The sequence below is a fragment of the Brachybacterium sp. SYSU DS0246 genome (assembly GCF_059391765.1).
This window is the reverse complement of sequence record NZ_JBZXYT010000011.1, coordinates 51,630-78,451: the sequence shown is the minus strand read 5'-3', so window position 1 is coordinate 78,451 and position 26,822 is coordinate 51,630. Positions and strand designations below refer to the sequence as shown.

Annotated in this window: 29 protein-coding genes; 23 read left to right on the top strand and 6 right to left on the bottom strand. The window is 71.1% G+C overall.

The annotated features are described in order from the left end of the window. The first annotated feature begins 30 nt into the window (after positions 1-30). Positions 31-441, top strand: coding sequence for a hypothetical protein (locus tag AC5020_RS07365; protein ID WP_464987776.1), 411 nt, complete (start codon positions 31-33; stop codon positions 439-441). 109 nt (positions 442-550) lie between these two features. Here AC5020_RS07365 and AC5020_RS07360 read toward each other — a convergent pair whose 3' ends face one another. Both AC5020_RS07360 and AC5020_RS07355 read right to left on the bottom strand, forming a co-directional pair. Then, complete coding sequence (locus AC5020_RS07360; RefSeq protein WP_464987775.1) at positions 551-1,033, bottom strand: SRPBCC family protein; 483 nt, start codon at positions 1,031-1,033, stop codon at positions 551-553. A 2-nt stretch (positions 1,034-1,035) separates the two neighbouring features. After that, positions 1,036-1,506: an ArsR/SmtB family transcription factor gene (locus AC5020_RS07355; RefSeq protein WP_464987774.1), complete on the bottom strand. Its 471-nt coding sequence runs from the start codon at positions 1,504-1,506 to the stop codon at positions 1,036-1,038. Positions 1,507-1,730: 224 nt separating this feature from the next. Between AC5020_RS07355 and AC5020_RS07350 the strand changes: the two genes are divergently transcribed. Further along, positions 1,731-2,501, top strand: coding sequence for a hypothetical protein (locus AC5020_RS07350; protein ID WP_464987773.1), 771 nt, complete (start codon positions 1,731-1,733; stop codon positions 2,499-2,501). Continuing rightward, positions 2,498-4,153 carry a WXG100 family type VII secretion target gene (locus AC5020_RS07345; protein ID WP_464987772.1) on the top strand — a complete coding sequence of 552 codons (1,656 nt, stop codon included), beginning with the start codon at positions 2,498-2,500 and terminating at the stop codon, positions 4,151-4,153. Before AC5020_RS07350 ends, AC5020_RS07345 begins: the two co-directional genes overlap by 4 nt. A 134-nt stretch (positions 4,154-4,287) precedes the next feature. Here AC5020_RS07345 and AC5020_RS07340 read toward each other — a convergent pair whose 3' ends face one another. After that, positions 4,288-4,701: a hypothetical protein gene (locus AC5020_RS07340; protein WP_464987771.1), complete on the bottom strand. Its 414-nt coding sequence runs from the start codon at positions 4,699-4,701 to the stop codon at positions 4,288-4,290. A gap of 158 nt (positions 4,702-4,859) precedes the next feature. Here AC5020_RS07340 and AC5020_RS07335 point away from each other — a divergent pair, with 158 nt between their 5' ends. From AC5020_RS07335 to AC5020_RS07320, 4 genes are all read left to right on the top strand, one after another. Continuing rightward, positions 4,860-5,774 carry a hypothetical protein gene (locus AC5020_RS07335; protein WP_464987770.1) on the top strand — a complete coding sequence of 305 codons (915 nt, stop codon included), beginning with the start codon at positions 4,860-4,862 and terminating at the stop codon, positions 5,772-5,774. A 155-nt stretch (positions 5,775-5,929) separates the two neighbouring features. Then, the gene (locus AC5020_RS07330) at positions 5,930-8,152 is read left to right on the top strand and encodes a 3-hydroxyacyl-CoA dehydrogenase NAD-binding domain-containing protein (protein WP_464987769.1); all 2,223 of its coding nucleotides are present in this window, start codon (positions 5,930-5,932) and stop codon (positions 8,150-8,152) included. A gap of 182 nt (positions 8,153-8,334) precedes the next feature. After that, entirely contained in the window at positions 8,335-9,354 is a 1,020-nt protein-coding gene (locus AC5020_RS07325; protein WP_464987768.1) for a hypothetical protein, read from the top strand. Positions 9,355-9,513: 159 nt separating this feature from the next. Next, positions 9,514-10,269, top strand: a complete 756-nt coding sequence (locus AC5020_RS07320) for a hypothetical protein (protein WP_464987767.1) — start codon at positions 9,514-9,516, stop codon at positions 10,267-10,269. A 16-nt stretch (positions 10,270-10,285) separates the two neighbouring features. Here AC5020_RS07320 and AC5020_RS07315 read toward each other — a convergent pair whose 3' ends face one another. Together AC5020_RS07315 and AC5020_RS07310 are read right to left on the bottom strand one after the other, a co-directional pair. Beyond that, on the bottom strand, positions 10,286-11,509 hold the full coding sequence (locus AC5020_RS07315) for an aminotransferase class I/II-fold pyridoxal phosphate-dependent enzyme (RefSeq protein WP_464987766.1): 1,224 nt from the start codon (positions 11,507-11,509) through the stop codon (positions 10,286-10,288). A 171-nt stretch (positions 11,510-11,680) separates the two neighbouring features. Beyond that, a complete protein-coding gene (locus AC5020_RS07310; RefSeq protein WP_464987765.1) occupies positions 11,681-12,202 on the bottom strand; it encodes a GtrA family protein in 522 nt (173 codons plus the stop codon). A 401-nt stretch (positions 12,203-12,603) separates the two neighbouring features. On the opposite strand from AC5020_RS07310, the gene thiD reads away from it, so the two are divergent. The 16 genes from thiD (at position 12,604) to AC5020_RS07230 (ending at position 25,760) form a co-directional block, all read left to right on the top strand. Beyond that, positions 12,604-13,404, top strand: coding sequence for a bifunctional hydroxymethylpyrimidine kinase/phosphomethylpyrimidine kinase (thiD, locus tag AC5020_RS07305; protein ID WP_377793558.1), 801 nt, complete (start codon positions 12,604-12,606; stop codon positions 13,402-13,404). Positions 13,405-13,710: 306 nt separating this feature from the next. Continuing rightward, the gene (locus AC5020_RS07300; protein WP_377020193.1) at positions 13,711-14,505 is read left to right on the top strand and encodes an amino acid ABC transporter ATP-binding protein; all 795 of its coding nucleotides are present in this window, start codon (positions 13,711-13,713) and stop codon (positions 14,503-14,505) included. 154 nt (positions 14,506-14,659) lie between these two features. Then, a complete protein-coding gene (locus AC5020_RS07295) occupies positions 14,660-15,634 on the top strand; it encodes a glutamate ABC transporter substrate-binding protein (protein ID WP_464987764.1) in 975 nt (324 codons plus the stop codon). A gap of 145 nt (positions 15,635-15,779) precedes the next feature. Continuing rightward, on the top strand, positions 15,780-16,481 hold the full coding sequence (locus AC5020_RS07290) for an amino acid ABC transporter permease (protein ID WP_377793560.1): 702 nt from the start codon (positions 15,780-15,782) through the stop codon (positions 16,479-16,481). Continuing rightward, positions 16,478-17,308, top strand: a complete 831-nt coding sequence (locus AC5020_RS07285; protein WP_464987763.1) for an amino acid ABC transporter permease — start codon at positions 16,478-16,480, stop codon at positions 17,306-17,308. Before AC5020_RS07290 ends, AC5020_RS07285 begins: the two co-directional genes overlap by 4 nt. A 95-nt stretch (positions 17,309-17,403) precedes the next feature. Beyond that, a complete protein-coding gene (locus tag AC5020_RS07280; RefSeq protein ID WP_464987762.1) occupies positions 17,404-18,273 on the top strand; it encodes a class II glutamine amidotransferase in 870 nt (289 codons plus the stop codon). A 92-nt stretch (positions 18,274-18,365) separates the two neighbouring features. Next, positions 18,366-19,184 carry an ABC transporter ATP-binding protein gene (locus AC5020_RS07275; protein ID WP_377020198.1) on the top strand — a complete coding sequence of 273 codons (819 nt, stop codon included), beginning with the start codon at positions 18,366-18,368 and terminating at the stop codon, positions 19,182-19,184. Further along, positions 19,181-19,831, top strand: coding sequence for an ABC transporter permease (locus AC5020_RS07270; RefSeq protein ID WP_377020199.1), 651 nt, complete (start codon positions 19,181-19,183; stop codon positions 19,829-19,831). The genes AC5020_RS07275 and AC5020_RS07270 overlap by 4 nt, the downstream gene beginning before the upstream one ends. Further along, on the top strand, positions 19,828-20,499 hold the full coding sequence (locus AC5020_RS07265) for an ABC transporter permease (RefSeq protein WP_464987761.1): 672 nt from the start codon (positions 19,828-19,830) through the stop codon (positions 20,497-20,499). Before AC5020_RS07270 ends, AC5020_RS07265 begins: the two co-directional genes overlap by 4 nt. 94 nt (positions 20,500-20,593) lie before the next feature. Then, complete coding sequence (locus AC5020_RS07260; protein ID WP_464987760.1) at positions 20,594-21,544, top strand: ABC transporter substrate-binding protein; 951 nt, start codon at positions 20,594-20,596, stop codon at positions 21,542-21,544. Then, entirely contained in the window at positions 21,544-22,380 is an 837-nt protein-coding gene (locus tag AC5020_RS07255; RefSeq protein ID WP_464987759.1) for an SDR family oxidoreductase, read from the top strand. Before AC5020_RS07260 ends, AC5020_RS07255 begins: the two co-directional genes overlap by 1 nt. 151 nt (positions 22,381-22,531) lie before the next feature. Further along, on the top strand, positions 22,532-23,002 hold the full coding sequence (locus AC5020_RS07250) for an SRPBCC family protein (RefSeq protein WP_464987758.1): 471 nt from the start codon (positions 22,532-22,534) through the stop codon (positions 23,000-23,002). Positions 23,003-23,153: 151 nt separating this feature from the next. Beyond that, positions 23,154-23,648, top strand: coding sequence for an SRPBCC domain-containing protein (locus AC5020_RS07245; RefSeq protein ID WP_464987757.1), 495 nt, complete (start codon positions 23,154-23,156; stop codon positions 23,646-23,648). Beyond that, the gene (locus tag AC5020_RS07240) at positions 23,645-24,100 is read left to right on the top strand and encodes an ArsR/SmtB family transcription factor (RefSeq protein WP_464987756.1); all 456 of its coding nucleotides are present in this window, start codon (positions 23,645-23,647) and stop codon (positions 24,098-24,100) included. The genes AC5020_RS07245 and AC5020_RS07240 overlap by 4 nt, the downstream gene beginning before the upstream one ends. A gap of 178 nt (positions 24,101-24,278) precedes the next feature. Beyond that, positions 24,279-25,151, top strand: a complete 873-nt coding sequence (gene fdhD / locus AC5020_RS07235; RefSeq protein WP_464987755.1) for a formate dehydrogenase accessory sulfurtransferase FdhD — start codon at positions 24,279-24,281, stop codon at positions 25,149-25,151. 192 nt (positions 25,152-25,343) lie between these two features. Further along, positions 25,344-25,760 (top strand): ASCH domain-containing protein, encoded by a 417-nt coding sequence (locus tag AC5020_RS07230; protein ID WP_377793815.1) that lies wholly within the window; start codon positions 25,344-25,346, stop codon positions 25,758-25,760. Between the two features lie 11 nt (positions 25,761-25,771). Here the strand turns inward: AC5020_RS07230 and AC5020_RS07225 are convergent, their stop codons facing one another. Further along, the gene (locus tag AC5020_RS07225) at positions 25,772-26,731 is read right to left on the bottom strand and encodes a sugar-binding transcriptional regulator (RefSeq protein ID WP_464987753.1); all 960 of its coding nucleotides are present in this window, start codon (positions 26,729-26,731) and stop codon (positions 25,772-25,774) included. Positions 26,732-26,822 lie beyond the last annotated feature (91 nt).

Below are 26,822 nucleotides of genomic sequence, written 5' to 3'. Positions count from 1 at the left end.
GTGGCTCCACCGTAGGCGCGGTGCGGATCCGTGTCACGGGCCGGCGGCCACATCGCCACCGTCATGGACGAGATCGGCGTCGAGCGCATCGACCACGGTTCGAACATCCTCGAGGACCCGGCCCTGGTCGCGGAGGCGAAGCAGCGCGGCATCGGCTTCACCTGCTGCCCGTTGTCGAACTCCTTCGTCACCGAGCAGATGAAGGGAGCCGAGATCACGGAGCTGCTCCGCAGCGGGCTGAAGGTCTCCATCGCCTCCGACGACCCCTCGTACTTCGGGGGGTACGTCGCCGACAACATCCTCGCGCTCGCCGAGGCGCAGCAGCTCACGCGCGAGGAGGTCGTGACCCTGGCGCGCAACTCCCTCGAGATCAGCTGGGCCGGGGACGAGGCGACGCAGGGATGGCTGCGTCGCCTCGACGAGGTCGCCGCACAGGGCTGAGCGCGGGGGAGCCGACCGCACCCTGGGGGCGCGCCGGCCGGCAGCCGGCCCCGAGCGGTCCCGGGGCCGGCCCGCGGGAGCCGAGTCCGCGCGAGATCTGCGCAGCCCGTCAGGCCACCAGGGCGTCGATCTGGTTGATCGCCGAGCGCGAGCCCTCCTCGACGCCCATGTCGAGCACCGTCTGGAGCTCGTCGCGGGAGTTGTACGTGGTCACGTAGATTGCGCGCGTCTTCCCGTCGTGCTCGTTCAGCGTGGTGGTGGACTCGGCGGCCGGGAGGCTCTCATTCGGCGAGAAATCCTCGTTCGCGAAGCCGTCGCGGTAGGTGAACGAGTTCGGCTCATCGACCGTGAGCACCTCCCAGTACCCGTAGAACCGATCCCCGTCGGGGCCGGTCATGTAATACGTGACCCGGCCGCCGGGGGAGAGGTCGTGGTCGACGACGGTGGCGGGGTAGCCCTCGGGTCCCCAGACCTTCTCGAGCTGGCGCGGATCGGCGTAGATGTCCCAGATCCGCCGGACCGGCGCGGCGAACTCCGCCGTGATCGTGAGTGTCATGGCCTCGAGGTCGTGGCTGATATCGGTGACAGGCATGGTCATTCCTTCCGGTGGGGCGGGTGTGCCGGCTGACGGGGAAGGGAAGCCGACCGGCGGGGCGCATGGTCATGCTGGTGAGCCGCAGCTTCCGGCGGGCGTGGTGGCGAGTCCGGCCGGCTGGGGAATGCCGCCGGGTCGTCCTCGGTCGCGGAGTCGAGCAGCTCGTCGATGCGGGCGATGTGCTCCCGGCGGGCGGCCTCCAGGTCGGCGAGGAGCCGCGCGGCCGAGCGCACGCTGTCGGCGTCACCGCGAGCGAGGGTCTCCCGGCCGCTGCGACGCCGTGTGATGAGCCCGGCCCGCTCGAGCACGACGACGTGCTTCTGCACCGCCGTCAGGCTCATGGGGTAGTTCCGGGCCAGGGCCGAGACCGACTGCTCGCCGTCGAGCACCCGCCGCAGGATGTCCCGGCGGGTGCGGTCCGACAGCGCGTGGAACCACGCATCGGCGTGGTCGTCGTCGATCTGATGCACACCGTAAACGTACAACCGTGTGGTTGTGCGATTCAAGGGGTCGCCGATCTTTTCGGGGGAGCGCTGTTCCGGCGACCGCGCGGTTCCGGTTGCCGGGCGGTGGGGAGAACTACCCATGGCCGGGCGGGCCCCCGGCTCGTACGCTCGCAGCAGCACAGGGGTTCCGGCCACCGAAGCACAGGGGTTCGGGGCACCGAACCGCCCTCTGCTCGAGGAGCACACCGATGGCGACACTGACCGCGACCGTCGATCGAGCGGCCCACTGGGCGGCCGAGACCACCACCCCGGCGCGGGACTGGAACCCGGTCTACCGTGCACTGGTCCCCGGGCTGGCTCCGACCGGCGAGCCGGCACCCGCCGACGGCTCCGACGAGCTCGTCCGGCACCAGTTCACAGCCCGGGCTCTCCTGGTCGTGGCGGTGACGCACGAGGAATCGACCCGTCGGGCACGGGTCGCGCTCGACCCGGCCGGCGCCACCGTGGAGGCCTCCATCGACGGCGGCGCCTCCCAGTGGTCGACGGTCCCGATCGACCAGGTGCCTCGCCTGATCACCGAACTGCTCGACGCCGCCGGCGTCGACCCGGAAGCCCCTCGGCTCACCGTCGAACGGACCGAGCACGCGCTGCGGCCCACCCCCGCCCAGATCGAACTCCTCCGAGACGCACTGGCCCGCGGCGAGTCCCCGCAGGACGCCGTCGCCTCCGTGCCCGACCTGGATGACCGGCTGCGCGACGCCCTCACCACCAGCGGCCCGCGCGTATCGGTCTCCCTCACCCTGCACGACCCTGGCGGCCGCGTCACCGAAGCGCCGGTGTCCTGGTCCCGGCTCTGGGTTCGCGGCGACCGCGACCTCTACCGCATGGACGCCGCCGAGACCTCCATCGGCGCCATCCTTCCCGTGGCCCCGGGAGATGTGCTGGGCACAGCGCTCCCGGTGCTCGAGGAAGGCCTGCGGTTCGAGGCTGCGTGCGCGGCGCGAGGAGGCGCGCGATGACCGCGTTCTACGGCATGGACACCGAACAGGTCCGCTCCCATGCCGACCGGCTGCGCCACGTCTCCGGCGACGTGCAAGGATTGCGGGAGCGGCTGGACGCCGTCATCCGGAGCACGGCCTGGGAAGGGCCCGACGCCGAGGACTTCCGCGGTCGATGGGACGATCTGGCCGCCACCCACCTCTCCACCCTGTGCGACGACCTGACCACCCTGGGGGACCGGGCGCTCGGGGAGGCCGACGAGCAGGACGTGGTCTCCGATCGCGACGGCACCGAATCCGGCCCGGCCGAGACTCCCGGGTCGATCCCCGACGCCGTGGCGGCGGACATGGCCCATGGGTATCTGGAGGACGACAGCTCCTGGCTCCCGGGCTGGCTCGAGGGCGCCGCCGAAGGGGCGCTGTCCGATGTCGCAGGGCTCGTCTCCGACGCGATCGGCTGGGGCGTCGACGGCGGGATAGACCTCCTGGAGACGGGGCTCGGCGGGCTCGGCGTGAACACCGACGGGATCGCGCAGTTCCAGCGGGATGCGAACCACGCCGGCGGGATCCTCGAGGACTGGGCAATCGGCGAGCGGGTTCCGACCTACGCCGAACTGGTCTCGGCGGGCCTGGTCACCACGGGCTCTGCCGGTGTGGGTGCGTACGAGGCCGTCACCGGGAACGACACGGCATTTCTCGATGACCGCCCGGGCGGCATCGTGGAAGGTGTCGAGACGAGCACGGAACCGGTGGCGAGTCCGCAGGATCTGGGCGACCTGGTGATCGGGAACGACGCTCTGAGGATGTCCCATGACGGCGGCGCCCTCGAGTCCGGTCAGATCGGCATCCAGGAGGTCCGCAGCGCAGATGGTGGAGATCCCTCGTACATCGTGCAGGTCCCGCCGACGGAGGGGGCCGGGCTCGGCGAGGTGCCGGAGGCATATGGGGGCCAGGGGAACTCTCGGGACTGGGGGTCGAATCTGCGCTTGGTCGCCGGCCAGCATCCGGCGGCGATGGACGACGTCCGTGCGGCGATGGAGGAGGCTGGGGTCCCGGACGGGTCGAATGTCATGTTCGTCGGGCATTCCCAGGGAGGGATCGTGGCCTCCCATCTGGCAGCCGATCCCACTTTCAACAGCTCCTCCGGTGAGTCCGGGACATACAACGTGACCCATAGCTTCTCGGTGGGTTCGCCTGTCCAGACGGTCGTCCCGGCTCAGGGGTCGACCGAGGTGGTCAACGTGGCGCACGGACCGGTGGGGCTGGATCCGCACGGCGTCGGCGAGGTGCCGGTCGCTGTCGGCGGTCCTATCGGTCAGCCGGTCGAGGTGCCCGTCCCCACCGACGTGCAGTACACCGGTGACCCGATCGCGCAATCCGATCTGCAGGGGGCTCAAGTCGGTGGCGGCAGTCTGCAGGCACCGAATGTGCACGAGGTCGTTCTCGAGGGCAGCCCCGGGCGTGTGAGCGATGGCACCGAACCATTGTTCGGCAATCATGACTCCTACGACCCGAACGATCCTGCGTACGGCTACTACGGAAGTGTGCAGGCCGCCACGGGTGCGGACCCGGTGCTCTCAGGGCTGCAGGAAGACATCTCGGGCTCGTACATCGGTGACGGCACCTACGTCGCCGAGTCTCATGTGGTCACCGTCGGGCGCGGCGAGCACTGATTCGGGAGGGGTCGGCAGAACAGTCTCGCTCCGTGTCGCCCTTGGGCGCACGGTCTGGTTCATGGAGCCGGCAACGGCCCGGAGTCCAGACGATCTCGCCGGGACTTTCGGGGCGCTGCGCGTCATCACCGCTGTCAGGCGAGGCCGTATCGTTCGTACAGCAGCTCGATGCGCACTCGCGAGTCCGGTACCAGCTCGTGGTCCAGGTCGAAGACCGTGATCTCTTCGCCACCGTCCCGACCGGTGAACGACGAGACGTCCAAGTGGTCGTACCCGTTCTCCCGAGCAGCCACGCGGGCGATCGCGCCCACTGCCTCATCGAAGACATCGACCGGTCCACCCGTTCCCGGGGATATGTGCACCGTCCCCGAGAGACCGACGCCGAACTCGGCACCGCGACGAATCTCGAGTTCGACCGTATCGACATCGGGGATCTCCGAGATGGCGGCGATGAGCTGGTCAGTGACGCCGTCGTCCGTCTGGCCGCAGGCAGCCAGCAGCAGCGCTGACAGGCCCGTGATGGACCCCAGCACAGTTCGTCGGCTCACCACGTTCCCCCACCTCTCCACACGGGTCGAGTTCCAGCATGCCATGTGCTCCATTCGTGCCCGCCCCTCAGCGGTGTCCTGCAGGGACGCTTCCCGTCTGAGCATGCCGCCCGAGCGCACCCGGAGTGTCGCGGGCCCGAGGCGCCTATGCTCGAGTCATGGCACAGCAGTGGCCGCCTCCGACCGGCGCGGACCGGGACCCCTCCCCGGTCCCGTCCGATACGGAACCACTCGCCGACGACGAACCGCTCGGGTTGCCGGACTACGGCGCCGACGGCCACCCCTCAGGTCCCGAGAGGCTCAGCGCCTTCGGGGACGGCGGGCCGCCCGGGGCGGCTCTCGGGGACTCAGCCCGCGGAGAACCAGCTCTCCGCGGCCCGGGCAGCCGGGACCCATCCCACCGCGGCCCTGCCCGCCCGGAGGGCGGCATCCCGCCCTGGGCGATCGTCGCGATCGTGGCCCTGCAGGTGGTCGGCATGCTCGCCGCCGTCGGCCTGGTCGTCGGCGGCGCCGTGCGACTGCTCGACACCGGGGAGCCGGCACCTGCCCAGCCTCCCGGGGCCACCCCGTCGGAGCAGGAGACCGATCCGGAGCGAGAGCCCGGCGAGGTCACCGACTCGGCAGGCCGGCCCGTGACCGACGGGACCGGCGGCTTCGACGACCCGGCGACCGTCGGCGAGCACACCGTCTCCTGGGGCACGTGGTCCGACGGCACCATCAGCGTCACCCCGACGGACGTGGACACCGAGGCCACCCTGCCCGGGGCGGCCGGTGAGGACGTCGTTGAGGACGGTTTCCGCATGGTCATGGTGACCTTCGAGGTCCGCTACGACGGGCCGGGCCGGCTCGCCCCCGTCGAGGAGCTGTGGCTGACCGGCGAATCCGAGCGCTCCTACTACCAGGATGCCGCCGAAGGACTGGTCCCGGACCCGATGGAGGCGATCGAGCCGCTCGGCGATGGGGAGAGCGCGACCTTCCGCAGCATCTACATCCTGCCCGAGCCGGAAGTCGCAGGGTTCCGGCTCGGCGTCGAGACGTTCAACGGGGAAGTGCTCTACTTCGACGGCGCGTGAGATCGACGGTGGCTCTCCGCGGCGGGGGCCTCGCCGCCGGGGCGCGCGGTGGACACCCGCCGACGCGCTGAGGCATGATCTATCTGAAACCGGCGGTATCAGGCAACTGGGCGGAGCCCGCCGGCACTCGACGAAGAGATCGCGAAAGGCCACTGATGAGCAGCTACACCGAGCACGTCACCCGAGTCCTGACCGCAGATCGCGAGCACCCCGGGCTCGGCACCGTGGCCGTGCTGACCTTCGCGCCCCCGGAGGGTGAGGACAAGCGGCCCGCGACCCTCGGTCCGCGCTCGCTCGAGGCCGTCACCGGCGCGATCTCCACCGCCCTGGACCGCGCCGAGGCCGGCGAGGTCCAGGCGATCGCCCTGACCGGCTCCGGACGCGTGTTCCTCGCCGGCGCCGATCTCTCGATGTTCTCCGACCCCGAGGTGCTCGAGAGCGTCGAGACCATGACGAGGGCCGCGCACGCGCTCCAGATCCGCGTGCGCTCCAGCCACGTCCCGATCCTCGCCCACCTCAACGGGGCCGCCCTCGGAGGCGGCCTCGAGGTGGCGCTGATGGCCGACGTGCGCACCGTCGCCCCGGGCGTCACGGGCATCGGCCTGCCCGAGACCAGCCTGGGCATCCTGCCCGGCTGGGGCGGCACCACCCTGCTGCAGTCCGTCGTCGGCCCCGAGACCGCCGCCCGGATGATCCTCGAGGACCCCGCTCGTGACAAGCAGCTCGGCACCGACCAGGCCCTCGAGACCGGACTGGCCGACGAGCTCGCCGCGGACCTGGACGAAGCGCTCGACGAGTTCGCCGCCCTGGTCGCCGCGCACATCGACGTCGACGAGGCCGACACCGACATCGTCGACCCCGCGGTGGCCGAGGCCGCCGTGGAGACCCGGCTGGCCGCGGAGACGACCATCCCGGGTGCCTGGGCCGGTCGCGCCATCCCGCTGCCCGCCGAGGGCACCCCCGAGGCCGAGGCACTGCGCGACGCACTCGACGCCCCGCACGGCGCGGCCGAGACCCGCCGCACCTGGGCGGCGCGACTGGAGATGCAGGGAGCCCCCGCCGTCGCCCGCGCCCTCGAACTGCTCCAGCAGCTGCCCGGCTCCGACCTGCCCGCCGCCCTGGACCGTGAGGCCGCCGCCCTGGGTGAGCTGGCCCGCAGCGACGCCGCCGCGGCCTCCATGTACGCCGCCGAGCTGCTGCGCCGCGGCAAGCCCGGCCGCGCCCCGGTCGACGGCGCCCGCGAGATCCGCCGCGTCGGCGTGGCCGGTGCCGGACTGATGGCCTCCCAGATCGCCGCGCAGCTCGCCCTCGGGCTCCAGGTCCCCGTCGTCATGCGCGATCTCGACCAGAGCATCGCGGAGAAGGGCCTGGCGGCTGCCCGCGATGTCGTGGCCCAGGCCGCCGCCCGGGGGAAGCTCGACGAGGACACCGCCACCCGGGTGGCCGGCGGGCTGACGGCCACGACCGATCTGGCCGAGCTCGAAGGCTGCGCCCTCGTGCTGGAAGCCGTCCCCGAGGTGCTGGGGGTCAAGAAGTCCGTCTTCGCCGAGCTGGAGAGCGTGCTCGCCCCCGACGCCCTGCTGGCCACCAACACCTCCTCGCTGTCCGTCGCGCGGATGGCCGAGGATCTCGAGCGCCCCGAGCGCGTGGTGGGCCTGCACTTCTTCAACCCGGTCGCCAAGATGCCGCTGGTCGAGGTGGTCCACACCGAGGCCACCGACGACGCTGCTCTGGCGACCGGACTGGAGGTGGTGCGCCGCCTGCGGAAGTTCGCTGTGCGCAGCGCCGACGCGCCCGGCTTCATCGTCAATCGGCTGCTGTTCCGCGTGCTGGGCGCGGTGCTCGCCTCTCTCGACGCCGGCGCCGATCCCCAGGAGGTCGACGCCTCCCTGGATCCGCTCGGCCTGCCGATGCGTCCCCTCGAGCTGCTGGACCTGGTGGGCCTGGCCGTCGCCGACCACGTCGGCGCGGTGCTGGCCGACGAGCTCGGCGCCCGTTTCCACGCCTCCCCGGGGCTGACCGCCATGGCCGAGCGGGGTGCCCGCTTCACCGAGCGCAGCAAGACTGCCGTCCACCCGCCGGTCTCGCGGTCGGTCGCGGAGGTCTTCGCCGCCGACGGCGGGGGAGCCGGCGCGGCGCAGGCCCCCGTCGGCGACGCCCTGCTCGAGAAGGTCCAGGACGGCCTGGCCGAGGAGATCGCCCTGATGCTCGAGGCCGGAGTGGTCCAGCGACCCGAGCAGGTCGACCTGGCTCTGATCCTCGGAGCCGGTTTCCCGCGCCATCGCGGCGGCATCACGCCGTACCTCGACGTCAGCGGTGCGTCCCGGCGTGCCGTGGGTCGGACTTTCCACGGGGAACTGTTCACAGGACGGCTCTGAATCGGCCGCCATCGAGCTTCTGCGGGACTGCTTTCTCTCGCCCGTTCGTAACCGGATAGCGATGTCGAAGGCATCGCTCCCGGTGGGCACGCCCCGTACTATGTGACGGTCAGGCCCAGGGGTCGGACCGCACAGACGTACCGGGAGAGAGGGGACGGCGCTGTCTACGCGCCGGAAAAGATATGTCGCAGCCACCGCAGAACGGATGGGGTCAGCCCCCCTCCGGTGATTCCCACGGGCAGCCTTCTCCGGACGGTGGGTACGGGGACTACGGTCAGCCGTCCCCGAACGGCGGCTTCGGCCAGGAGCAGCCGAGCGATTACGGCCAGCCGCCGCAGGGCGACTACGGTCAGGCCTCCGCAGATGCCCCCTACGGTCAGGCGTCGCCGAACGCCGGCTACGGGCAGGACGCCTCCTTCGCGCCGTCCTTCGGCGGCGACTCGGGTGAGGGCTTCACCCCGCAGGGCGGCGAGAAGAAGTCCGGGGGCGCGAAGGTCCCGATCATCATCTGCGCCGGCTGCGCGGTCCTCGCGCTCCTGCTCGTCATCGTCGGCGGCGGCATCTTCCTGTTCACCCGCGACGGTGGCGACGAGGACACAAGCGGCGGGGGCGAGACGACTCAGGAGGAGACCACCGAGGAGGAGACCTCTGAGGAGGAGGCCACCGAGGAGGAGCCGACCGAGGAGGAGACCACCGAGGAGGAGACCTCGGCGGAGGAGACCACTGAGGAGGAGTCCCAGGGCGGATCCTCCGGGGGAGCCGCGACGAAGGATGATCCGGCCGCGCTCGGTGAGACCGTGACCATCGACGATGGCGACGGCGGCACCATCGACGTCACCCTCGGCGAGCCGAACTGGGACGCCACCGACGAGGTCCTGGAGGCCAACTCGTACAACGAGGAGCCCGCCGAGGGCGAGACCTACATCCTGGTGCCTATCACGGCGACGTACCACGGCGATGACAGCCTCGAGCCGGGCTTCTCGATCCTGGTCGAGTACGTCTCCGATGCCGGGAACAGCTACTCGCTCACCAGCGCCGTGGCGCCCAAGGACAGCCTCGACGTGGGCACGCTCTACGACGGCGGCACCGGCGAATGGGAAGTGCCGCTGCTGGTTCCGGAGGACCAGGTCGAGGGCGGCGCGTTCACCGTCAGCAGCCTGCTCGACTTCAGCGGCGACCCCGCCTGGATCTCAGCCACCTGATCTGATCCCGCGCGGACCACGACGGCCCGCCTGCTCCTGGAGAACCGGGGAGGAGGCGGGCCGTCGTCGTGCGGTCGGTCCCGGCCACCCCGGCGAGAGGATCACGAGGCACGAGGACGACAGCGCGCCGGGGCGGGCGCCGGGGAGATCATGACGCAGATGTCTCGGAACGACGACAGCGGCACGAGGACCAGCGGTGACGCGACGGTCCCGGTCCTGGTATGTCTTGGCTGCGCGCTGCTCGTCCTGGTCCTGGTGATCGTCGTCGGCGGGATCTTCCTCATCCTCGGCGCGGGCGAGGGCTCGGATGGCGCCGGGCCGAGTTCCGAAGCGGCGCCCAGCTCTGAGGCGACGCAGAGTTCCGAGCCCGCTCCGAGCTCTGAGCCGGCGCCGAGCTCTGAGCCGGCGCCGAGCGCTGAGGCGACGCCGAGCTCTGAGCCGGCGCCGAGCTCTGAGGCAGCACCCTCCGGCCGCCGCGGCAGCGAGGGGAACCCGTTCCCCCTCGGGGAGACCTTCACGATCGAGGGGACCGAGCAGTCCTTCGACATCACGATCGGGCAGGTCGACTGGGACGCGACCGAGGAGATGCTCGCCCTCTCGGCCACGAACGAGGCGCCGCCCGAGGGAGAGACCTACGTCCTGGTCCCGGTGACGCTGACCTATCACGGTGACGAGACGCTCGAACCGACCTTCCTGCTCGGCATCGACTTCCACTCCCACGCCGGTGGCCGCTACTCCTCGGAGCTCGCCGCCACCCCGCACAGCGTGTTCGATGTGGGCGAGCTCGAGGACGGCGACACCGGGGAGTGGGAGGAGTGCCTGCTCGTGCCGACCGACGAGGTCCGGGACGGCACCTTCGAGGTGTACACGCCGTGGACCGACGGGGCCGGCTCGATCTGGGTCGCGGCCGGATGAGCCGACCTCGGCGCCGTCAGCGGCGGTGCCGCGCCCAGGACTCGAGGCGCTCCAGGGACTGCTCGATCGTGGCGTGGCTCTTGCAGAAGGCGAAGCGCAGGTACGAGCTCGCCTCCCCGGCCGCGCCGTCGCGGTAGAAGGCCGACAGCGGGATCGCGACCACGCCGGCCTCCTCGGGCAGCCGCTCGCACAGAGCCATGGCGTCGGCTTCGCCCAGCGGCGCGGCGTCGGCCGCGGTGAAGTAGCCCGCCTCGGGCACGCTGACCCGGAAACCGATCGAGCGCAGGCCCTGGGTCAGCAGGTCGCGGCGAGCACGCAGACTGTCGGCGAGATCCTGGAAGGCAGAGGTCGGCATGCCCAATCCTGCCGCCACGGCCGGCTGGAACGGCGCCCCGGAGGCGTAGGTCAGCCACTGCTTGAACCCGGTGATGGCCGTGACCAGCTCGGGCCGGGCGGTGATCCAGCCGATCTTCCAGCCCGTGACCGAGAACGTCTTGCCCGCCGAGGAGATCGAGACCGTGCGGTCCTGCGCGCCGGGCAGGGTGGCGATCGGCAGGTGGGCCGGGCCGAAGGTGAGGTGCTCGTAGACCTCGTCGGTCACGATGATCGCGTCGTGCCGGGCGGCCTCCTCGGCGATCGCCTGCAGCGCTCCGACCCACAGCATCACGCCGGTGGGGTTGTGCGGGGTGTTCACCAGTACCACGCGGGTGCGGTCGGAGAAGGCCGCACGCAGAGCGACCTCGTCGACCTCCAGCACCAGGTCGCCGGAGGCGTCGGCGCGGGAGGTCAGCGGGACCGTGCGGTGCACGCCGCCCGCGAGCGCGATCAGCGCCGCGTACTGGTCGTAGAACGGCTCCAGCGTCACGACCTCGTCGCCCGGCTCCACCAGGGCCAGGATGGTCGCGGCCAGCGCCTCGGTGGCGCCCGTGGTCACCAGCACCTCGCTGCCGGCGTCCCAGTGCAGCCCGTACCACTGCGACTGGTGCTCGGCGATCGCCTCACGCAGCACGGCCTCGCCGATGCCCGGCGGGTACTGGTTGCGGCCGGCACGGATCGCGCTCACCGCGGCGTCGGCCACCACGGCGGGAGGATCGTCGTCGGGGAAGCCCTGGCCGAGGTTCAGCGCGCCGAGCTCGGCGGCCTTCGCGGACATGCGGGCGAACACGGTGGGGCGGGCCTCGCCGCCGGCGAGCAGGCCGGCAGCGGCGGCGGCGCGGGTCCAGGGGCCGGTGGTGTCCATGGCCACGAGTCTGTCAGAGACGGACCGGGATCGCCGGGGCAGTCCGGCTGAGTCGGTGTGCCGGGGTGTGCCGGCGTGTGACGGGACAGGGCGCCGCGCGGGGCCGGGCGCCGCGCGGGGCGCCGCGCCGTGACGCAGGCCGGCCGGCCGCGTCACGGCCCGTCGGCCGTCTCAGCGCCGCGGGAAGACGAAGCGCCCGTAGGTGACGTACCGGAACGACGTCGAGATGACCTGGCCGATGATCGTGCCGGAGATGTTGTCCGCCAGCACCGAGTCCAGGCCCAGCACATACCGCGAGAAGCCCAGGCAGGACAGCTGCAGACCGGCCGCGATCAGGTTGATCAGGAGGAACAGCAGGACCGAGCGGGCGGTGTCCGGGCGGGGACGGTCCCCGAAGGTCCACAGCCGGTTGCCCAGGTAGGTCAGGCAGGACGCGACCGCGATCGTGAGCAGCTTCGCCGTCAGGGGATGGCCGTGCATGATCCCGTGGCCCCAGCCGGCGGAAGGCTCCCAGAACACCAGCAGGTTGTACATCGCCGCGTCCAGCAGGAAGACGATGCCGCCGACGAGCAGGAACCGTATCGACGACCCCAGATGGTCGGTGGCGAGATCACGGGCACGCTCGCGCAGCGGCCTCCTCGGTGCCGACGAGAACTGCGCGCGGGCACGGCGCGCGGCGGAACGGGCCGGCACGGATTCCAGGGAACCTGCCCGCTCGAGCGACGACGTCGTACACCCGAGATCTGCGGCATCGCCGGATCGCGTGGGATCCGCGGTGTCCGTCGACGGTTGGGGTCTCAGCACGCACGGCACTGTACCCGAGGCGATAGGCTTGCGGCCCGGCCTGCGACGGGTCCGGATGCTGAGTGGTCGCCGACCCGCCCGCTCGCGTGCACCCGGATCCTGGGAGCGCACGGCCAGGCCGCTGCGACGGGGCCGACGACGTCGGCACCCTGGGAGCGCGCGGTCTCCGTTGCCGTGACGGGTGCATCGCCCCCGTCGACCTCCGGGTCGTGGCCACAGCGCCGCGATCGGGGCACGCGGCACCGCCCCCGACAGGATCGAAGCCCCCACAGCATCGAAGGAAGGTTCCCATGACCCACGTCGCCCTGACCATCGCCGGTTCCGAAGCATCCGGTGGCGCCGGCGCCCAGGCGGACCTCAAGACGTTCCACCAGCTCGGCACGTTCGGCACCGCGGCTCTGACCTGCATCGTCTCCTTCGACCCGAAGAACGACTGGGCCCACCGATTCGTGCCCGTCGACCCGGAGGTGATCTCGGACCAGATCGAGGCGACCACCGCCGTCCACGACATCGACACGGTCAAGATCGGCATGCTGGGCACGCCCGTCACCATCGACACCGTCGCCGCCTCCCTGCGCGAGCGCAGCTTCACCCACGTCGTGCTCGACCCGGTGCTGATCTGCAAGGGGCAGGAGCCCGGCGCGGCCCTGGACACGGACAACGCCCTCAAGGAGAAGATCCTCCCGCTGGCCACCTTCGTCACGCCCAACCACTTCGAGGCGCTGACGCTGTCGGGGATGGAGAAGATCGAGACCGTCGAGGAGCTCACCGAGGCCGCCCGGCGCATCCACGAGGCCTACGACGTCACGGTCCTGGCCAAGGGCGGCGTGGTCCTGGACGGGTCCGACGCGGTCGACATCTTCTACGACGGGGACGAGGTCGTCGAGCTGCGCAGCCCCAAGATCGGCCAGGAGCGCGTCTCCGGCGCCGGCTGCACGCTGGCCGCCGCGGTCACCGCGGAGCTGGCCAAGGGCGCCACCGCCCTCGAGGCGGCGCAGGTGGCCAAGGAGATCGTCACCGTCTCCATCGAGAACCGCCAGGCCGGCCACACCCCCTTCGACGCCGTCTACCAGGGCGCCTACCACCGCTGATCGGCGAGTCCGCCCGGGCCGCTGGCCCTGAACGGGCGCCCGCCCGGGCCGCGCCACCCCTGACCGGCGGGGGCGCTCCCGACAACTGGCGACATAGCGGGAGCCGTTGCCTATATGGCCACGGCTCCCGCTATGTCGCCAGTACCCGGCCGCGCCAGCGCTACCCCCCGTCGAGCCAGGGACTCCAGGGAAAGGGGCCGCCATCTCCGGTCATCGCGTGAACACCGGTCACGAACTTGTTCCGAACGGTGAGCGGAATGCCCACTGCCTGGACAGGGCGCCTCCTGACACCGCATTCTCACCCTTATGACCGATACCAGCACAGCCACGGGTTCGACGCGGCCGGAGGCATCGAAGCAGATCGGGGAGCCCCTGATCTCCGCGCGCGGCGTGGAGAAGTTCTTCGGCGATTTCCAGGCGCTGAAGAACATCGATCTCGATATCCATCGCGGTGAAGTGGTGGCGCTGATCGGCGCCTCCGGATCCGGGAAGTCGACCGTGTGCCGCTGCTTGAACCGGCTCGAGACGATCTCCGCCGGCGAGATCACCATCGACGGCCAGCGGCTGCCGGAGGAGGGCAAGGAGCTGACCAAGCTGCGCAGCGACGTCGGCATGGTCTTCCAGGCCTTCAACCTTTTCCCCCACCTCAAGGCGATCGACAACGTCACCCTCGGCCCGCGGAAGGTGCGCGGAGCCTCCAAGGCGGAGGCCGAGGCGCAGGCCATGGAGCTGCTCGAGCGCGTCGGTCTCGCCGACAAGGCGAACTCGCTGCCGACGGCGCTGTCCGGCGGGCAGCAGCAGCGCGTGGCGATCGCCCGGGCACTGGCCATGAGACCCAAAGCCATGCTCTTCGACGAGCCCACCTCGGCGCTCGACCCCGAGGTGATCAACGAGGTGCTCGACGTGATGACCGAGCTCGCCGAGCAGGGCATGACGATGTTGGTGGTGACCCACGAAATGGGCTTCGCCCGCCATGTCTGCGACCGCGTGATCTATATGGATGCGGGAGAGATCGTCGAACAGGGCGAGCCCGAGGAATTCTTCACCGCACCACGCAGCGAGCGCGCCAAGGCGTTCCTGGGCAAGATCCTGCCCCACTGACCGGCCGTACCAGCACCAGCCGTGCCGCACCGGCTCCTTCCCGGCCCCGCCAGCAGCGACCATGCCCCGCCAGCCGCGACCACGCCCCACCAGCCCCGACCCACCCCACAGCCCCGACCCCGCCCCACGGGCGACTCGAGAATCGGAGAGATCCATGACCCGCACCAGCTTCCGGCCCGGCCGTCGCGCCGTCGTCGCGGCCGCTGCCGCCCTGCCCCTCGGTGCCCTCGCCGCCTGCTCCTCCGAGACGGGTGAGGGCCCCTCACTGGGCGGCGGCTCCGATGGCGGCGGCGCCGAAGGCTCGGCGTTCACCGACGCCATCGCCTCCGGCCCGATCGCCGAGGACGACGTCATCGCCGCCAGCGCCTGGGCGAGCGCCATCAAGGACAAGGACCAGCTGATCCGTGGTGGCACCCTCGCTAACCAGGTCTTCTCCCTGGCCAGCACCAGTGGCGGCGAGCCCACCGGCTTCGACGCGGGCATCACCCAGCTGCTGGCCCGCTACATCCTCGGCGAGGACTTCGAGGGCAAGATCGAGTACATCGACACTACGGTCGAGACCCGCGAGACCATGGTCCAGAACGGCACCGTGGACTGCGTGATCGCCACCTACTCGATCACTCCCGAGCGCCTCGAGGTCATCGACTTCGCCGGCCCGTACTATCTCTCGGGCACCGCCATTCAGGTCCGGACTGAGGACGCCGAGACCGTCGCCGGCCCGGAGGACCTCACCGGCAAGAACCTCGTCACCCAGTCCAACTCGACCGGCATCCAGGCCATCGAGGAGTTCGTGACCGACCCGGGAGAGGTCGAGACCCTCCCGGACAACGAGTCCTGCGTCGCCGCACTGAAGCAGGGTCGTTCCGACGCGTACGTCCTCGACCAGGGCGTGCTGCTGGGCAACTCCGCCGCAGACCCGGAGGTCTCCGTGGTCGGTGAACCGTTCGTCGACGACCCGTACGGCATCGGCCTTTCGCAGGACCACGAGGACGCCGTCGAGTTCGTCAACACCTTCCTCCAGGAGCTCATCGACTCCGGTACCTGGGACGCGCTGTGGGCCGCCACCATCGGCGAGGTCGTGGATGGCTCGGCCCCCGAGCCCCCGACCCCGGGCGACATGCCGGCGTGAGCCGACCACCGGCCGACGCGCTCGGCCGACGGACCTGGCCAGCCCGTCGGCCCGGCCAGACGGTGGGATCCGGCCGCCCCCGCGACATGCACGGCCGACGGCCGCACCCCGCCCGTCAGCCCGCCCCTGATCTCGAGAGGGACCCATGCAAGCCATCCGCGAGAACATCCCCCTGTTGGTGGAGGGTATCGCGACCACGTTCGCGCTGGTCGTGCTCGGCTACCTGTTCGCGCTCGTCGTCGGCACCGCGCTGGCGGTGTGCCGGGTCAGCCCCATTCCGCCGCTGCGCTGGGCCGCGACGGTCTACGTCGAGATCTTCCGCAACATCCCGCTGCTGAGCTTGCTGATCCTGGTCGCGTTCGGCCTCCCCGACGTCGGGCTGCGCCTGCCCTACTTCTGGTGCGGCGTGCTGGGGCTGACCCTCTCGTCGGCCGCCTTCGTGTGCGAGAACGTCCGCTCGGGGATCAATACGGTGCCCGTCGGCCACGCCGAAGCGGCGCGGTCGATCGGGCTCGGCTTCTTCGGGACGCTGCGCCACGTGGTGCTCCCGCAGGCCTTCCGAGCCATGGTCCAGCCCCTGGTGAACGTCTTCATCGGCACGGTGATCGGATCGGCGCTGTGCTCCGCGATCTCGGTCAGTGAGATCACTTGGGTCACCCAGACCCTCAACATCCAGTACGCGCAGGCGGTGATCATGTTCCTGGTGGCCGGGACCGTGTATCTGGCGATGTCCCTGGGCGGCGCCGCGCTCGGCGGCGTCATCGAGCGCGCCGTCTCCCCGGGGCAGCGGCCGGGCCGCTCCCGGACCCGCAATGCTCTGGATGTCACGGCAGGAGCCCAGGCATGAGCGCTGCGACGAGCAATACTGCGACCCAGGTGCTGTTCGACGCGCCCGGCCCCAAGGGGCGCCGGCGGATCCTGCTGCTGTCGATTCTCAGCATCCTGGCGATCCTCGGCCTGCTCGCGGCGGGACTGCGGCAGTTCGCGATCAACGGGCAGCTGGATCCGAACAAGTGGGTCGTCTACCTCCGGGCCGACTACCTCGCCTTCCTCGGCCAGGGGCTGGCCGGGACGGTACAGGTCACCGCTGTCGCCGCAGCGGTGGCCTTCCCCCTCGGGTTGCTGCTGGCGCTGGCGCGGCTGTCGCGGCTGCGGGTGCTCAGCGCAGCGAGCACGGTGTGGATCGAGTTCTTCCGCGGCATCCCGATGCTGCTGGTGGTCTACGGGTTCCTACTGGCTCTGCCCGCCTACGGGGTCACGTTCCCACGGTTCTGGATGCTCGCGATCCCGATGGTGCTGGTCTCCTCCGCGACCACCGCGGAGGTGTTCCGGGCCGGCATCAAGGCGGTCGACGTGGGGCAGCACGAGGCCGCCGCCGCGATCGGGCTCAGCCACCGCGACTCCATGCTCTCCGTGATCCTGCCGCAGGCCGTGCGCCTGGTCCTGCCCAGCCTCATCCTCGCCCTCGTCTCCCTGCTGAAGGACTCCACCCTCGGCTACGTGGTCAGCGTCAACGAGCTGCAGTTCCAGGGCAAGACGATGGTCTCGATCACGCGCTACCTGGTCCAGACCTACATCGTCGTCTCGGTCATCTACATCGCCGTGAACTTCCTGCTCACCCGGATCGCGCTGGCGGTGGATGCGCACATGAAGGCCCGCGCCGGCGCGAGCTGAGCCCGACACGCCGCCCGACGCGTCAACTCTGCCGCTCGCGTCGGCCCTGTTCGTCGTCCCCGTCGTCCATTGTTTCCCGGAAGGCTGGTCCTGCCATGTGCCGACTGCTCGGCGTCGTCTCCCGTGAGCCCATCTCCCTGGACCGTGCTGTCCGTGACGAGATCGAACCGTTCACCGAACAGTCCGAGATCCATCGCGACGGATGGGGCGTGGCCTGGTTCGACGCGGCCGACGGGAAGGCGGCGCCCGACGAGGCGGCGGCCGGCGGGGATGACGCAGGTGCAGGGACTCCTCGGCCGCCCGGTGAGCACTGGCCCGTCGACCCCCGTCGGCCCCGCATCCACCGCCACCTCGATGTGGCCCGCGAATCCGCGGCCTACCGGGACGCCGTCGCCGAGGCGACGGGCCCGATGATGCTCGTGCACCTGCGCAAGGCGAGCCCCGGCCTGCCCCTGCGGATCGACAACACCCATCCCTTCCGCGAGGGTGAGGCGGTGTTCGCGCACAACGGCCAGTACGACCTCTCCGACCCGCTGCGTGAAGCGATCCTCGCGCGCGGCGGGCGCATGCCTGAGGGCACCACCGACTCGGAGCTGTACTTCTCCCTGGTCGAGCTTCATGTCCGCGAGGCGGACCCGGCGACCGCCGTGCAGCGGGCCGCCGCCGAGCTCACGCAGCTGTGCCTCGAGCACGCCGGTCGTGTTCCCGAGGCCCTGAACTGCCTGTACATGACGCCCGACGTGATGATCGCCTATCAGCAGTCCGATCCGGCCCAGGCCAAGCCTCATCACACCGCCGACAACTACTCGCTGCGCTACCGCATCGACGCCGACCGCGTGATCGTGGCCTCCTCCGGGATCCCTCAGGCCGACCATCTCGACGTGGGCGAGGGCCAGGCGCTGGTGATCAACCGGGGCGACCTCAGCGTCTCGGTGCGTCCCGCCCTGAACTGCGAGGTGCGCTGAACGGCAAGGCGCCGCCACGGAGGCCGCCATCTGGATAAGGTTGAGCGAGCCGGTGGTGACAGCTCGTCGCCCCGACAGGACTGGAGGTCCCGGTGATCGGATTCGAGAACATCCGCAAGGAGTACCCCGGTGGCGCGGTCGCCGTGGCGGACTTCAGCCTGGACGTCGCCTCCCACGAGTCGGTGGTGCTCGTGGGCACCTCCGGTTCGGGCAAGACCACGCTGCTGCGGATGGTCAACCGCATGGTCGATGCCACCTCCGGTCGGGTCCACATTGACGGGGACGACGTGGCCAGCCTGGATCCCGTGACGCTGCGCCGCAGCATCGGCTACGTCATGCAGGCCTCCGGGCTGCTGCCGCATCGCACCGTGCTGGACAACATCACCACCGTGCCCGTGCTGCGCGGCACCTCCAAGGGGGAGGCCCGCCGCCGCGCTCACGAGCTGATGGAGACGGTCGGCCTCGATGCCGCCCTCGCCCGCCGCTATCCCGCCCAGCTCTCCGGCGGTCAGCAGCAGCGCGTCGGCGTGGCCCGTGGCCTCGCGGCCGATCCGAACATCCTGCTGATGGACGAGCCCTTCGGTGCAGTGGACCCGATCGTGCGCAGTGAGCTGCAGCAGGAGCTGCTGCGCCTGCAGCGGGAGCTGCGCAAGACGATCGTGTTCGTCACCCACGACATCGACGAGGCGTTCCTGGTCGGCGACCGCGTCGTCATCCTCAAGCCCGGTGGTGTCGTGGCTCAGGTCGGCACCCCGCAGGAGATCCTCGCCGATCCGGCCGACGAGTTCGTGGCCAGCTTCGTCGGCGCCGACCGCGGGGCCCGCACCCTCCACGTCGAACAGGTCGACGGGCGCGATGTCGTGGTCGACGCCGACGGTCGCGCGGCCGGTGTGCTGGAGACCCCGTCGTGAGCTGGGTGCTCGCCAACCTCGACGTTCTCGCGGCGCGCACCGGTGCCCACCTGGTCCAGGCGCTGCCGCCGATCCTCATCGCGCTCGTGCTGGCCCTGCCGATCGCGAAGCTCGCCAACCTGACCGGCTGGCTGCGGCCGGGCGTCACCACCGCGTCGGGACTGATGTACGCGATCCCCTCGCTGCCGCTGTTCGTGCTGCTGCCCGGCATCATCGGCACCGGAGTGCGCAGCCCCGTGAACATCATCGTCGCGCTCTCGCTGTACGGCCTGGCCCTGATGGTCCCCGCCGCCTCCGACGGGTTCCGCTCCGTGGACCGCGACGTGCTCAGCTCCGCCACCGCACAGGGGTACGCCCCGCTGGCCCGGTTCTGGCAGGTCGAGCTGCCGCTGGCCGGGCCGGTGCTGCTGGCGGGCGTGCGCGTCGTCGCCGTCAGCACCATCTCGCTGGTCACCGTGGGCGGCGTGCTCGGGGTGCCCAGCCTGGGAATGCTCTTCGTGGACGGGTTCCGCCGCGGCATCGTGGCGGAGATCGCGGCCGGCGTGGTGCTCACGGCAGCGCTGGCCCTGCTCACCGACGCGCTGCTGGTGCTGCTGGGCAGAGCGCTGATGCCCTGGACCCGGCGGAAGGTGGTCAGCCGGCCGTGAACGAGAACCCCTACGGCGAGGCCTTCGTCTGGCTGGCCGACCCCGCTCGCTGGAGCGGCCCCTCCGGCATCCCTGTGCGCACCCTCGAGCACCTCGGTTACACCGCCCTCGGGGTGCTGATCGCCGCACTGATCGCCATTCCGATCGGCCTGCTGGTGGGCCACACCGGCCGGTTCGCCGGGCTCGCGGTCGCCGCCTCCGGGGCCGCCCGCGCCCTGCCCACGCTGGGACTGGTCACTCTGTTCGCCCTCGTGCTGGGCATCGGCCTGACCGCGCCGCTGCTGGCCTTCGTGATCCTGGCGCTGCCCTCCCTGCTCGCCGGGGCGTACTCCGCGGTCGAATCGGCGGACCCCGCCACCGTCGATGCCGCCCGCGCCCAGGGCATGACCGAGTGGCAGATCCTCACCCGGGTCGAGATCCCGCTGGGCATGCCGCTAATCGTCGGCGGCTTCCGCGGGGCGACGGTGCAGGTCGTGGCCACCGCCATGCTCGCGGCCTACGTCGGCAACGGGGGCCTGGGCCGCTACATCTTCCTCGGGCTCGGCTCCCAGGACTATCCGCAGATGATCGCCGGTTCCCTGCTGGTGATCGCCCTCGCGCTGCTGCTCGACCTCGCGCTGCTGATCATCCAGCGCGCCACCTCCCCGCGCGGTGCCCGTCCGGCCTGAGCACCGACCGTCCCGTTCCATCTGTCCACCGTCCCGTCCCGTCGGCCCATCGTTCCATCGCCCGTCCGCTGTTCCGCACCCCAGGAGGATCCTCATGACCATCCACAGCACCCGGCGCCGTCTGCTCGGCGCGTTCGGCATCGGCGGCGTGGCCCTCGGAGCGGCCGCCTGCGGCAGCTCGGACCCCTTCGAGGAGGGAAGCGGCGGAGAGGGCGGTTCCGACGGCGGCGGCTCCGGCGGGGCCGACGCGAGCACGATCGTGATCGGATCCCAGGCCTACTACTCCAACGAGATCATCGCCGAGCTGTTCGCGCAGGTCCTCGAAGCCGAAGGACTCACCGTCGACCGGCAGTTCCAGATCGGTCAGCGCGAGGTCTACATGCCGGAGCTCGAGAGCGGCGCCCTCGACGTGCTGCCGGAGTACACCGGCAACCTGCTGCAGTTCTACGACTCCGAGGCCGCGTCGGCCAGCCCCGAGGAGATCCACTCCGCGCTCGGCGAGGTGCTCCCGGAGGGCCTGCGTCTGCTGCCGTTCGCCGAGGCCACCGACCAGGACTCCTACACCACCACGTCCGAGTTCGCCGAGGCGAACTCCCTGAGCTCGATCGGCGATCTCGCGGGCATCGACGATCTGAAGATCGCCGCCAACAGCGAGTTCGAGGTCCGTCCCTACGGGCCCGAGGGCGTGAAGTCCGTCTACGGCGTCGACGTCACGGTGGTCCCGGTCGAGGACTCCGGCGGCCCGCTGACCGTGCAGGCACTGACGGACGGGGACGTGCAGCTGGCGGATCTGTACACCTCCGATCCCGCCATCGTGGCGAACGATTTCGTCGTCCTCGAGGACCCGGAGTCGCTGATCCTGCCGCAGAACGTGGTCCCCGTCGTCAGCGAGAAGGTCGACGAGGCCGCCGAGGCCGCCATGACCTCGGTCATCGAGGCGCTGACCCCCGAGGACCTGATCGAGCTGAACCGTCAGAGCGTGGAGGACCAGGCCTCCTCGGCGGACATCGCCAGCGGCTGGCTCAGCGAGAAGGGCCTGGTCTGATGAGGATCGCGGTCACTGGAGCGACCGGCAAGATCGGCGGCGCGGTCGCCCGCGAGCTGAGCGACCTGGGGCCCGGCCTGCGACTGGTGGTGCGCAGCCCGCACCGGGCACCGGAGATCCCGGGGGCCGACGTGGTCCGCGCCGAGTACGCCGATGCCGACGCGTGCCGGACCGCCTTCGCCGACGTCGACGTACTGTTCCTGGTCTCCGCCGGGGAGGCCGCCGACCGGGTCGAGCAGCACCGCACCGTGATCCGGGCCGCGGCCGATGCCGGCGTGGGCCACGTCGTCTACACGTCCTTCCTCGGCGCCTCGGCCGAGGCGGAGTTCACGCTGGCGCGGGACCACGGCGCCACCGAGGAGTTCCTGCGGGAATCGGGCATGGCGTGGACCGTCCTGCGCGACAGCTTCTATGCCGACGTCCTGCTCGACTTCGCCGGCGAGGACCGCACCATCCGCGGGCCAGGAGGGGAGGGCCGCTGCGCCTTCGTGGCCCGAGCCGACGTCGCCGAGGTCGCCGCCGCCATCCTGCGCGACCCCTCCGGCTGGGCCGGGCGCACCCTCGCCCTCACCGGACCCGCGGCGGTGTCGCTGGGCGAGGCCGCCGCGATCATGACCGGCGCGCTGGGGGAGGAGTACCGCTACGTCGACGAGACTCTCGAGGAGGCTCACGCCTCCCGGTCCTCCTACGGTGTGCCGGACTGGATGGTCGAGGCCTGGATCAGCACCTACACCGCGATCGCCTCAGGGCAGCTCGACGTGGTCAGCGACGACGTCGCCACGGTGCTGGGCCGCCCGGCCACCCCGCTCGCGGAGGCGGTGGCCTCGCCCTTGTGAAGCGGCGGCTGCTGCTCGGTGAGGCGGGGTGAGGCGGCCACCGTGCCTGTGCTCGGACGGGTGGGCGGCGGCGCGGCCCACGGCCGGACCGGGCGGTCACGATCCTCCCGAACACCGCGTGCAGCGGCCGGCGGTCTCCTAGGGTGGCGGTATGACCACGGAAGAGAACAAGATCGTCGTCAGCCGCGTCATCGACGCCCCCGCCAAGGACCTCTTCGACCTGCTGAGCCTGCCTGCACGCCACCCCGACGTCGACGGGTCCGGCATGGTCCGCTCCGCCGAGAACACCGAGCGCGTGACCAAGGCCGGTGAGCAGTTCACGATGAACATGTATGCCGAGGGCATGGGTGGCGACTACCGCATGCGCAACCACGTCACCGCCTTCGACGAGAACAAGATGATCGGGCGGAAGCCCGCTCGCGAGGAGTCGCCGGACGACGTGCCCGGCTGGGAATGGCTCTACGAGCTCAAGCCCCTCGACGCCGGTACCACCGAGGTCACGCTGACCTACGACTGGTCCGCGGTCACCGACCCGAAGCTGCTGCCGATCTTCCCCGGGGTTCCGGAGGAGGACTTGGAGGAGTCGCTGAACAAACTCGCCGCCGCGGTCACCAACCCCTGATCTCGCACGCCGCCCCGGTCCGCGCCTGCTGCGGATCGAAGCCCGGTCGCGCACCCCCGTAGTGCAGCCAGGGGGTTGCACTACGGGGCAGGTCGTGCCATGCTGGTCGCACGCGGCCAGGGCGGTCGCGCCCCGATCACAGGAGCCCGCCATGACCAGCGACCCCACCTCCCTTCCGGGTGACGACGTCCGCCTGACCACGGACGACGTGCCCGACGAGATCATCCGCAGCATCCACATCGACGCGTCGGCCGAGACGGTGTTCGCCATCATCAGCGAGCCCGGATGGTTCATCAATGACGGCGAGTATCGCCCGCATGAGATCGAGACCGACGGGGACGTCGCCCGGGTGGTCGACCCGGTCCATGGGGAGTTCTCCCTCGGCATCGAGGCGCTCGAGCCGCCGCGTCGCGCGGTGTTCACCTGGCTCGCCGGCCAGGCCGGAGCACTCGAGGACTGCCCGAAGAACACCGTCGAGTTCACGATCGATCCCGACGGGAACGGCGTGCAGCTGACCGTGCGCGAGCGAGGCTTCGCGGGGATCAGCTCCGACGCCGCTGTGCGCCGCGAGCGCTTCGAGGACAACACGAAGGGCTGGATCGAGGAGCTCGCCGTGGCGCGGACGCTCGCGGAAGCGTCTGCGTGAACGCGCCGCAACGGGCCGCCGACGATCCCGCCGCGCCCGGTCACCCCGTCGGGCACACAGGACCCCGCCATGTCACGGCGTCCGAGGCGACGGCAGGGCGCCACCGGGGAGACCTCGACGGTCTGCTCGCCGACGGGGCGGACGAGGTGTTCTCAGCGCTCGCCGACCACACCCGTCGGCGGATCCTCGTGCGCCTGGCGGAGCAGCCCGATGACGCCGGGGCCGTCGCGCGCGACCTCGACCTCACCCGCCAGGCCGTCGCCAAGCACCTGCGTATCCTCGATGAGGCGGGGCTGGTCGAGGTCACCCGGCAGGCCCGCCGCCGCGTCCACGACGTCCACCCCGCTCGCATCCGGGAGGTGTCCGACCTGCTCGGCGTCGTCGCCCGCGGCTGGGACCGCCGACTGGCACGGATCAAGGAGCTGGCCGAGGGCTCCGGCCCCGGGGCGTGAGGTCTGGCTCGCCGGGTAACCGTCTTCGCCGCATGGTCGCGCGGGTCGAGTAGCCGCCTTCCCCGTGTGACTGTCCTGGCCGGGAGCCGCCTTCGCCGCATGGCCGCGCTCGTCGCGCGGATGCCCCGAGTTCCGCGGCCGACGACCGCTGTGCAGGTGAGAGGGCTACGCTCGCACCATGGGCAGGGTCACCGAGAGGACGCGGATCCGCACGGTCCGAGTGCGCGAGGGCACGCTGTATGCGGGCCGCAAGAGCGACCACGTCGCCGTCGAGGAGCCGCTGGACATCCGCCTGAACGGGCAGCAGCTGAGCCTGACCATGCGCACCCCGGGCCACGACGTCGAGCTGATCCACGGCTTCCTCCACGGGGAAGGGCTGATCGCCCACCGCGAGGACATCACCGAGGCCCGCTACTGCGACGGCGCCGTGGTCGAGGACGACAGCGGCTTCGCCCGCAACACCTACAACGTCATGGACTTCACCACCACGCGCCCGCAGCTGCTGCCCCTGGCCACGAAGAACTTCACCACCACGTCCGCGTGCGGAGTCTGCGGCTCCGAGAGCATCGATGCGGTGCGCCAGAAGAGCCGGTACACACTGATGCAGAACTGGTCGCTCGACCCGCGCGTCATCCTCGGTGCCGCCCGCGCGCTGTCCGCCGAGCAGACCGTCTTCGCCCGCACCGGGGGCGTCCACGCCGCGGCTCTCGTCGACCTCGAGGGCAGCCTGCTGGTGGTGCGCGAGGACGTCGGCCGGCACAACGCGGTCGACAAGGTCATCGGCTGGGCATTGCTCGAGGATCGCCTGCCCTTGCGGGACACCTTCCTCCTGGTCTCCTCGCGGGCCAGCTTCGAGATCACCCAGAAGGCCTACATGGCCGGGATCCCCTTGCTGGCCTGCGTCTCCGCGGCGAGTTCGCTGGCCGTGGACACCGCCGAGGAGTTCGGCATGACCCTGGTGGGCTTCACGCGCGCCAGCGAGGACGGCGATGGCCGGATGAACCTCTACACCCACCCCGACCGCCTCGACCTCCGCGACGTCGCCGGCTGATCCCGCCGCCTCGCACGTCACATCGATCGTCCAGCGGCGGGATACTCTCGGCGCGTGACCCCCGTCGACGAACCTCCCGCCCCAGCCGCCGCGAACGAACCCGCCGTCACATGCGTCGAACCTGCCGTCGCTCCCGACTACGCCGAGTTCTGGGCGGAGGCCCGCGCTGCGCGCCCGTCCTTACCGGCCGGGATGCCCGAGGCCTGGGCGTTCGGCGCGACTCCGGAGCACGCCGACGGTCTGCTCGCACTGGTGCTCGAGGGGACGAAGACGGCAACCGCCTCCTCGCTGTGGGACTACGAGGAAGAGGGGGAGCCGATCCCCGCGGTCGGCGATCTCTCGATCATCCTCGACGGTGCCGGCGTTCCGCGCGCGGTGCTCGAGGTGACCGCGATCGACATCGTGCCCTTCGATCAGGTCAGCGACGACCATGCCCACTCCGAGGGCGAGGACGACCGCACCCTGGGAAGCTGGCGGAGGATCCACGAGACGTTCTGGCGTGAGCACTCCTCGCGCGGCTTCGCGCCCGACATGCCCGTGGTCTGCGAACGCTTCCGCGTCCTCCACCGAACGTCGGCGGGTCCGACGGGTGCCGATGAGCGCAGCTGACGGTCGACGCGCTACCGCAGGGACAGCAGGCTCGCGGCGGTGACCTCGTCGACCACGACGTCCGTGGCGACGCCGGCGCGCAGCGCGGCCCGCAGCGGCAGGGCCTTGCGCGTCCCGGCCGCGAGCAATAGCCGGCGGGGGATGCGGGCCAGCTGGACGGGGTCGGGCCCCGAACCCCGGGCGTTCATGTCGATGCCGCGGAAGGAGCCGTCGGCCCGCAGGAACACCGTGCACACATCCCCGATGGCGCCGTCGGCCCGCAGGGAACGGAGGTCCTCGCTGGTCAGGTAGTTGTTGGTGTAGACGTGGCTGGGGACCTCGGCGTCGAAGGCGCCGACGCTGAAGACGGCCAGGGTGCACTGGCGCTGCGTCTCCAGCACGCGCTGGACGGAACGTTCGCGCCACATGGCGTCGCGGGTGGCGGTGTAGTCGAAGAACGCGGGGACCGGGAAGTGGTGGACGGTCGCGTCCCACAGCGTCGCCGCCTGCGAGAGCACCGTGGAGACGTAGGTGAGCCCGGAGCCCTCGGTGTTGATGGCCCCGTTGAGCTGAACGATCCGCAGCCCCGGCACCGGGCGCGGGCCCACGGCGCCCACCAGTGCAGCGATGGTGGTGCCCCAGGCCATGCCGATCGTCATGCCCGGCTCCAGCATGTCGTCGAGGTACCCGGCCCCTGCCTCCGCGACGGCTTCGAGGCGTTCTCGCTCCCCGTCGGCCGGGCCGGCAGCGATCACGTGCGCCGTCACCCCGTACAGCTGGGCGATCCGGCGCCGCAGCGCCTCGACCCGGTGATCGCTGGGTGGGCGCAGGGAGATCTGCACCAGTCCCGCCTCGCGGGCATCGCGCAGCAGTCGCGAGACGGTCGAGCGCGAGACGGACAGCGCGCCGGCCACCGCCTCCATGGTCTGGCCCTCCTCGTAGTACATCCGTGCAGCATCGAAGGCCGTCTCGAGGCGTGTTCCCGGCGTCATACGGGCAGTCTTGCACGTTCGTGCACCACACTTGCGCGACGCTGCACGGAGGTTCGACGATGAGCGGAGTCGTCACAGAAGTCGTCATTCG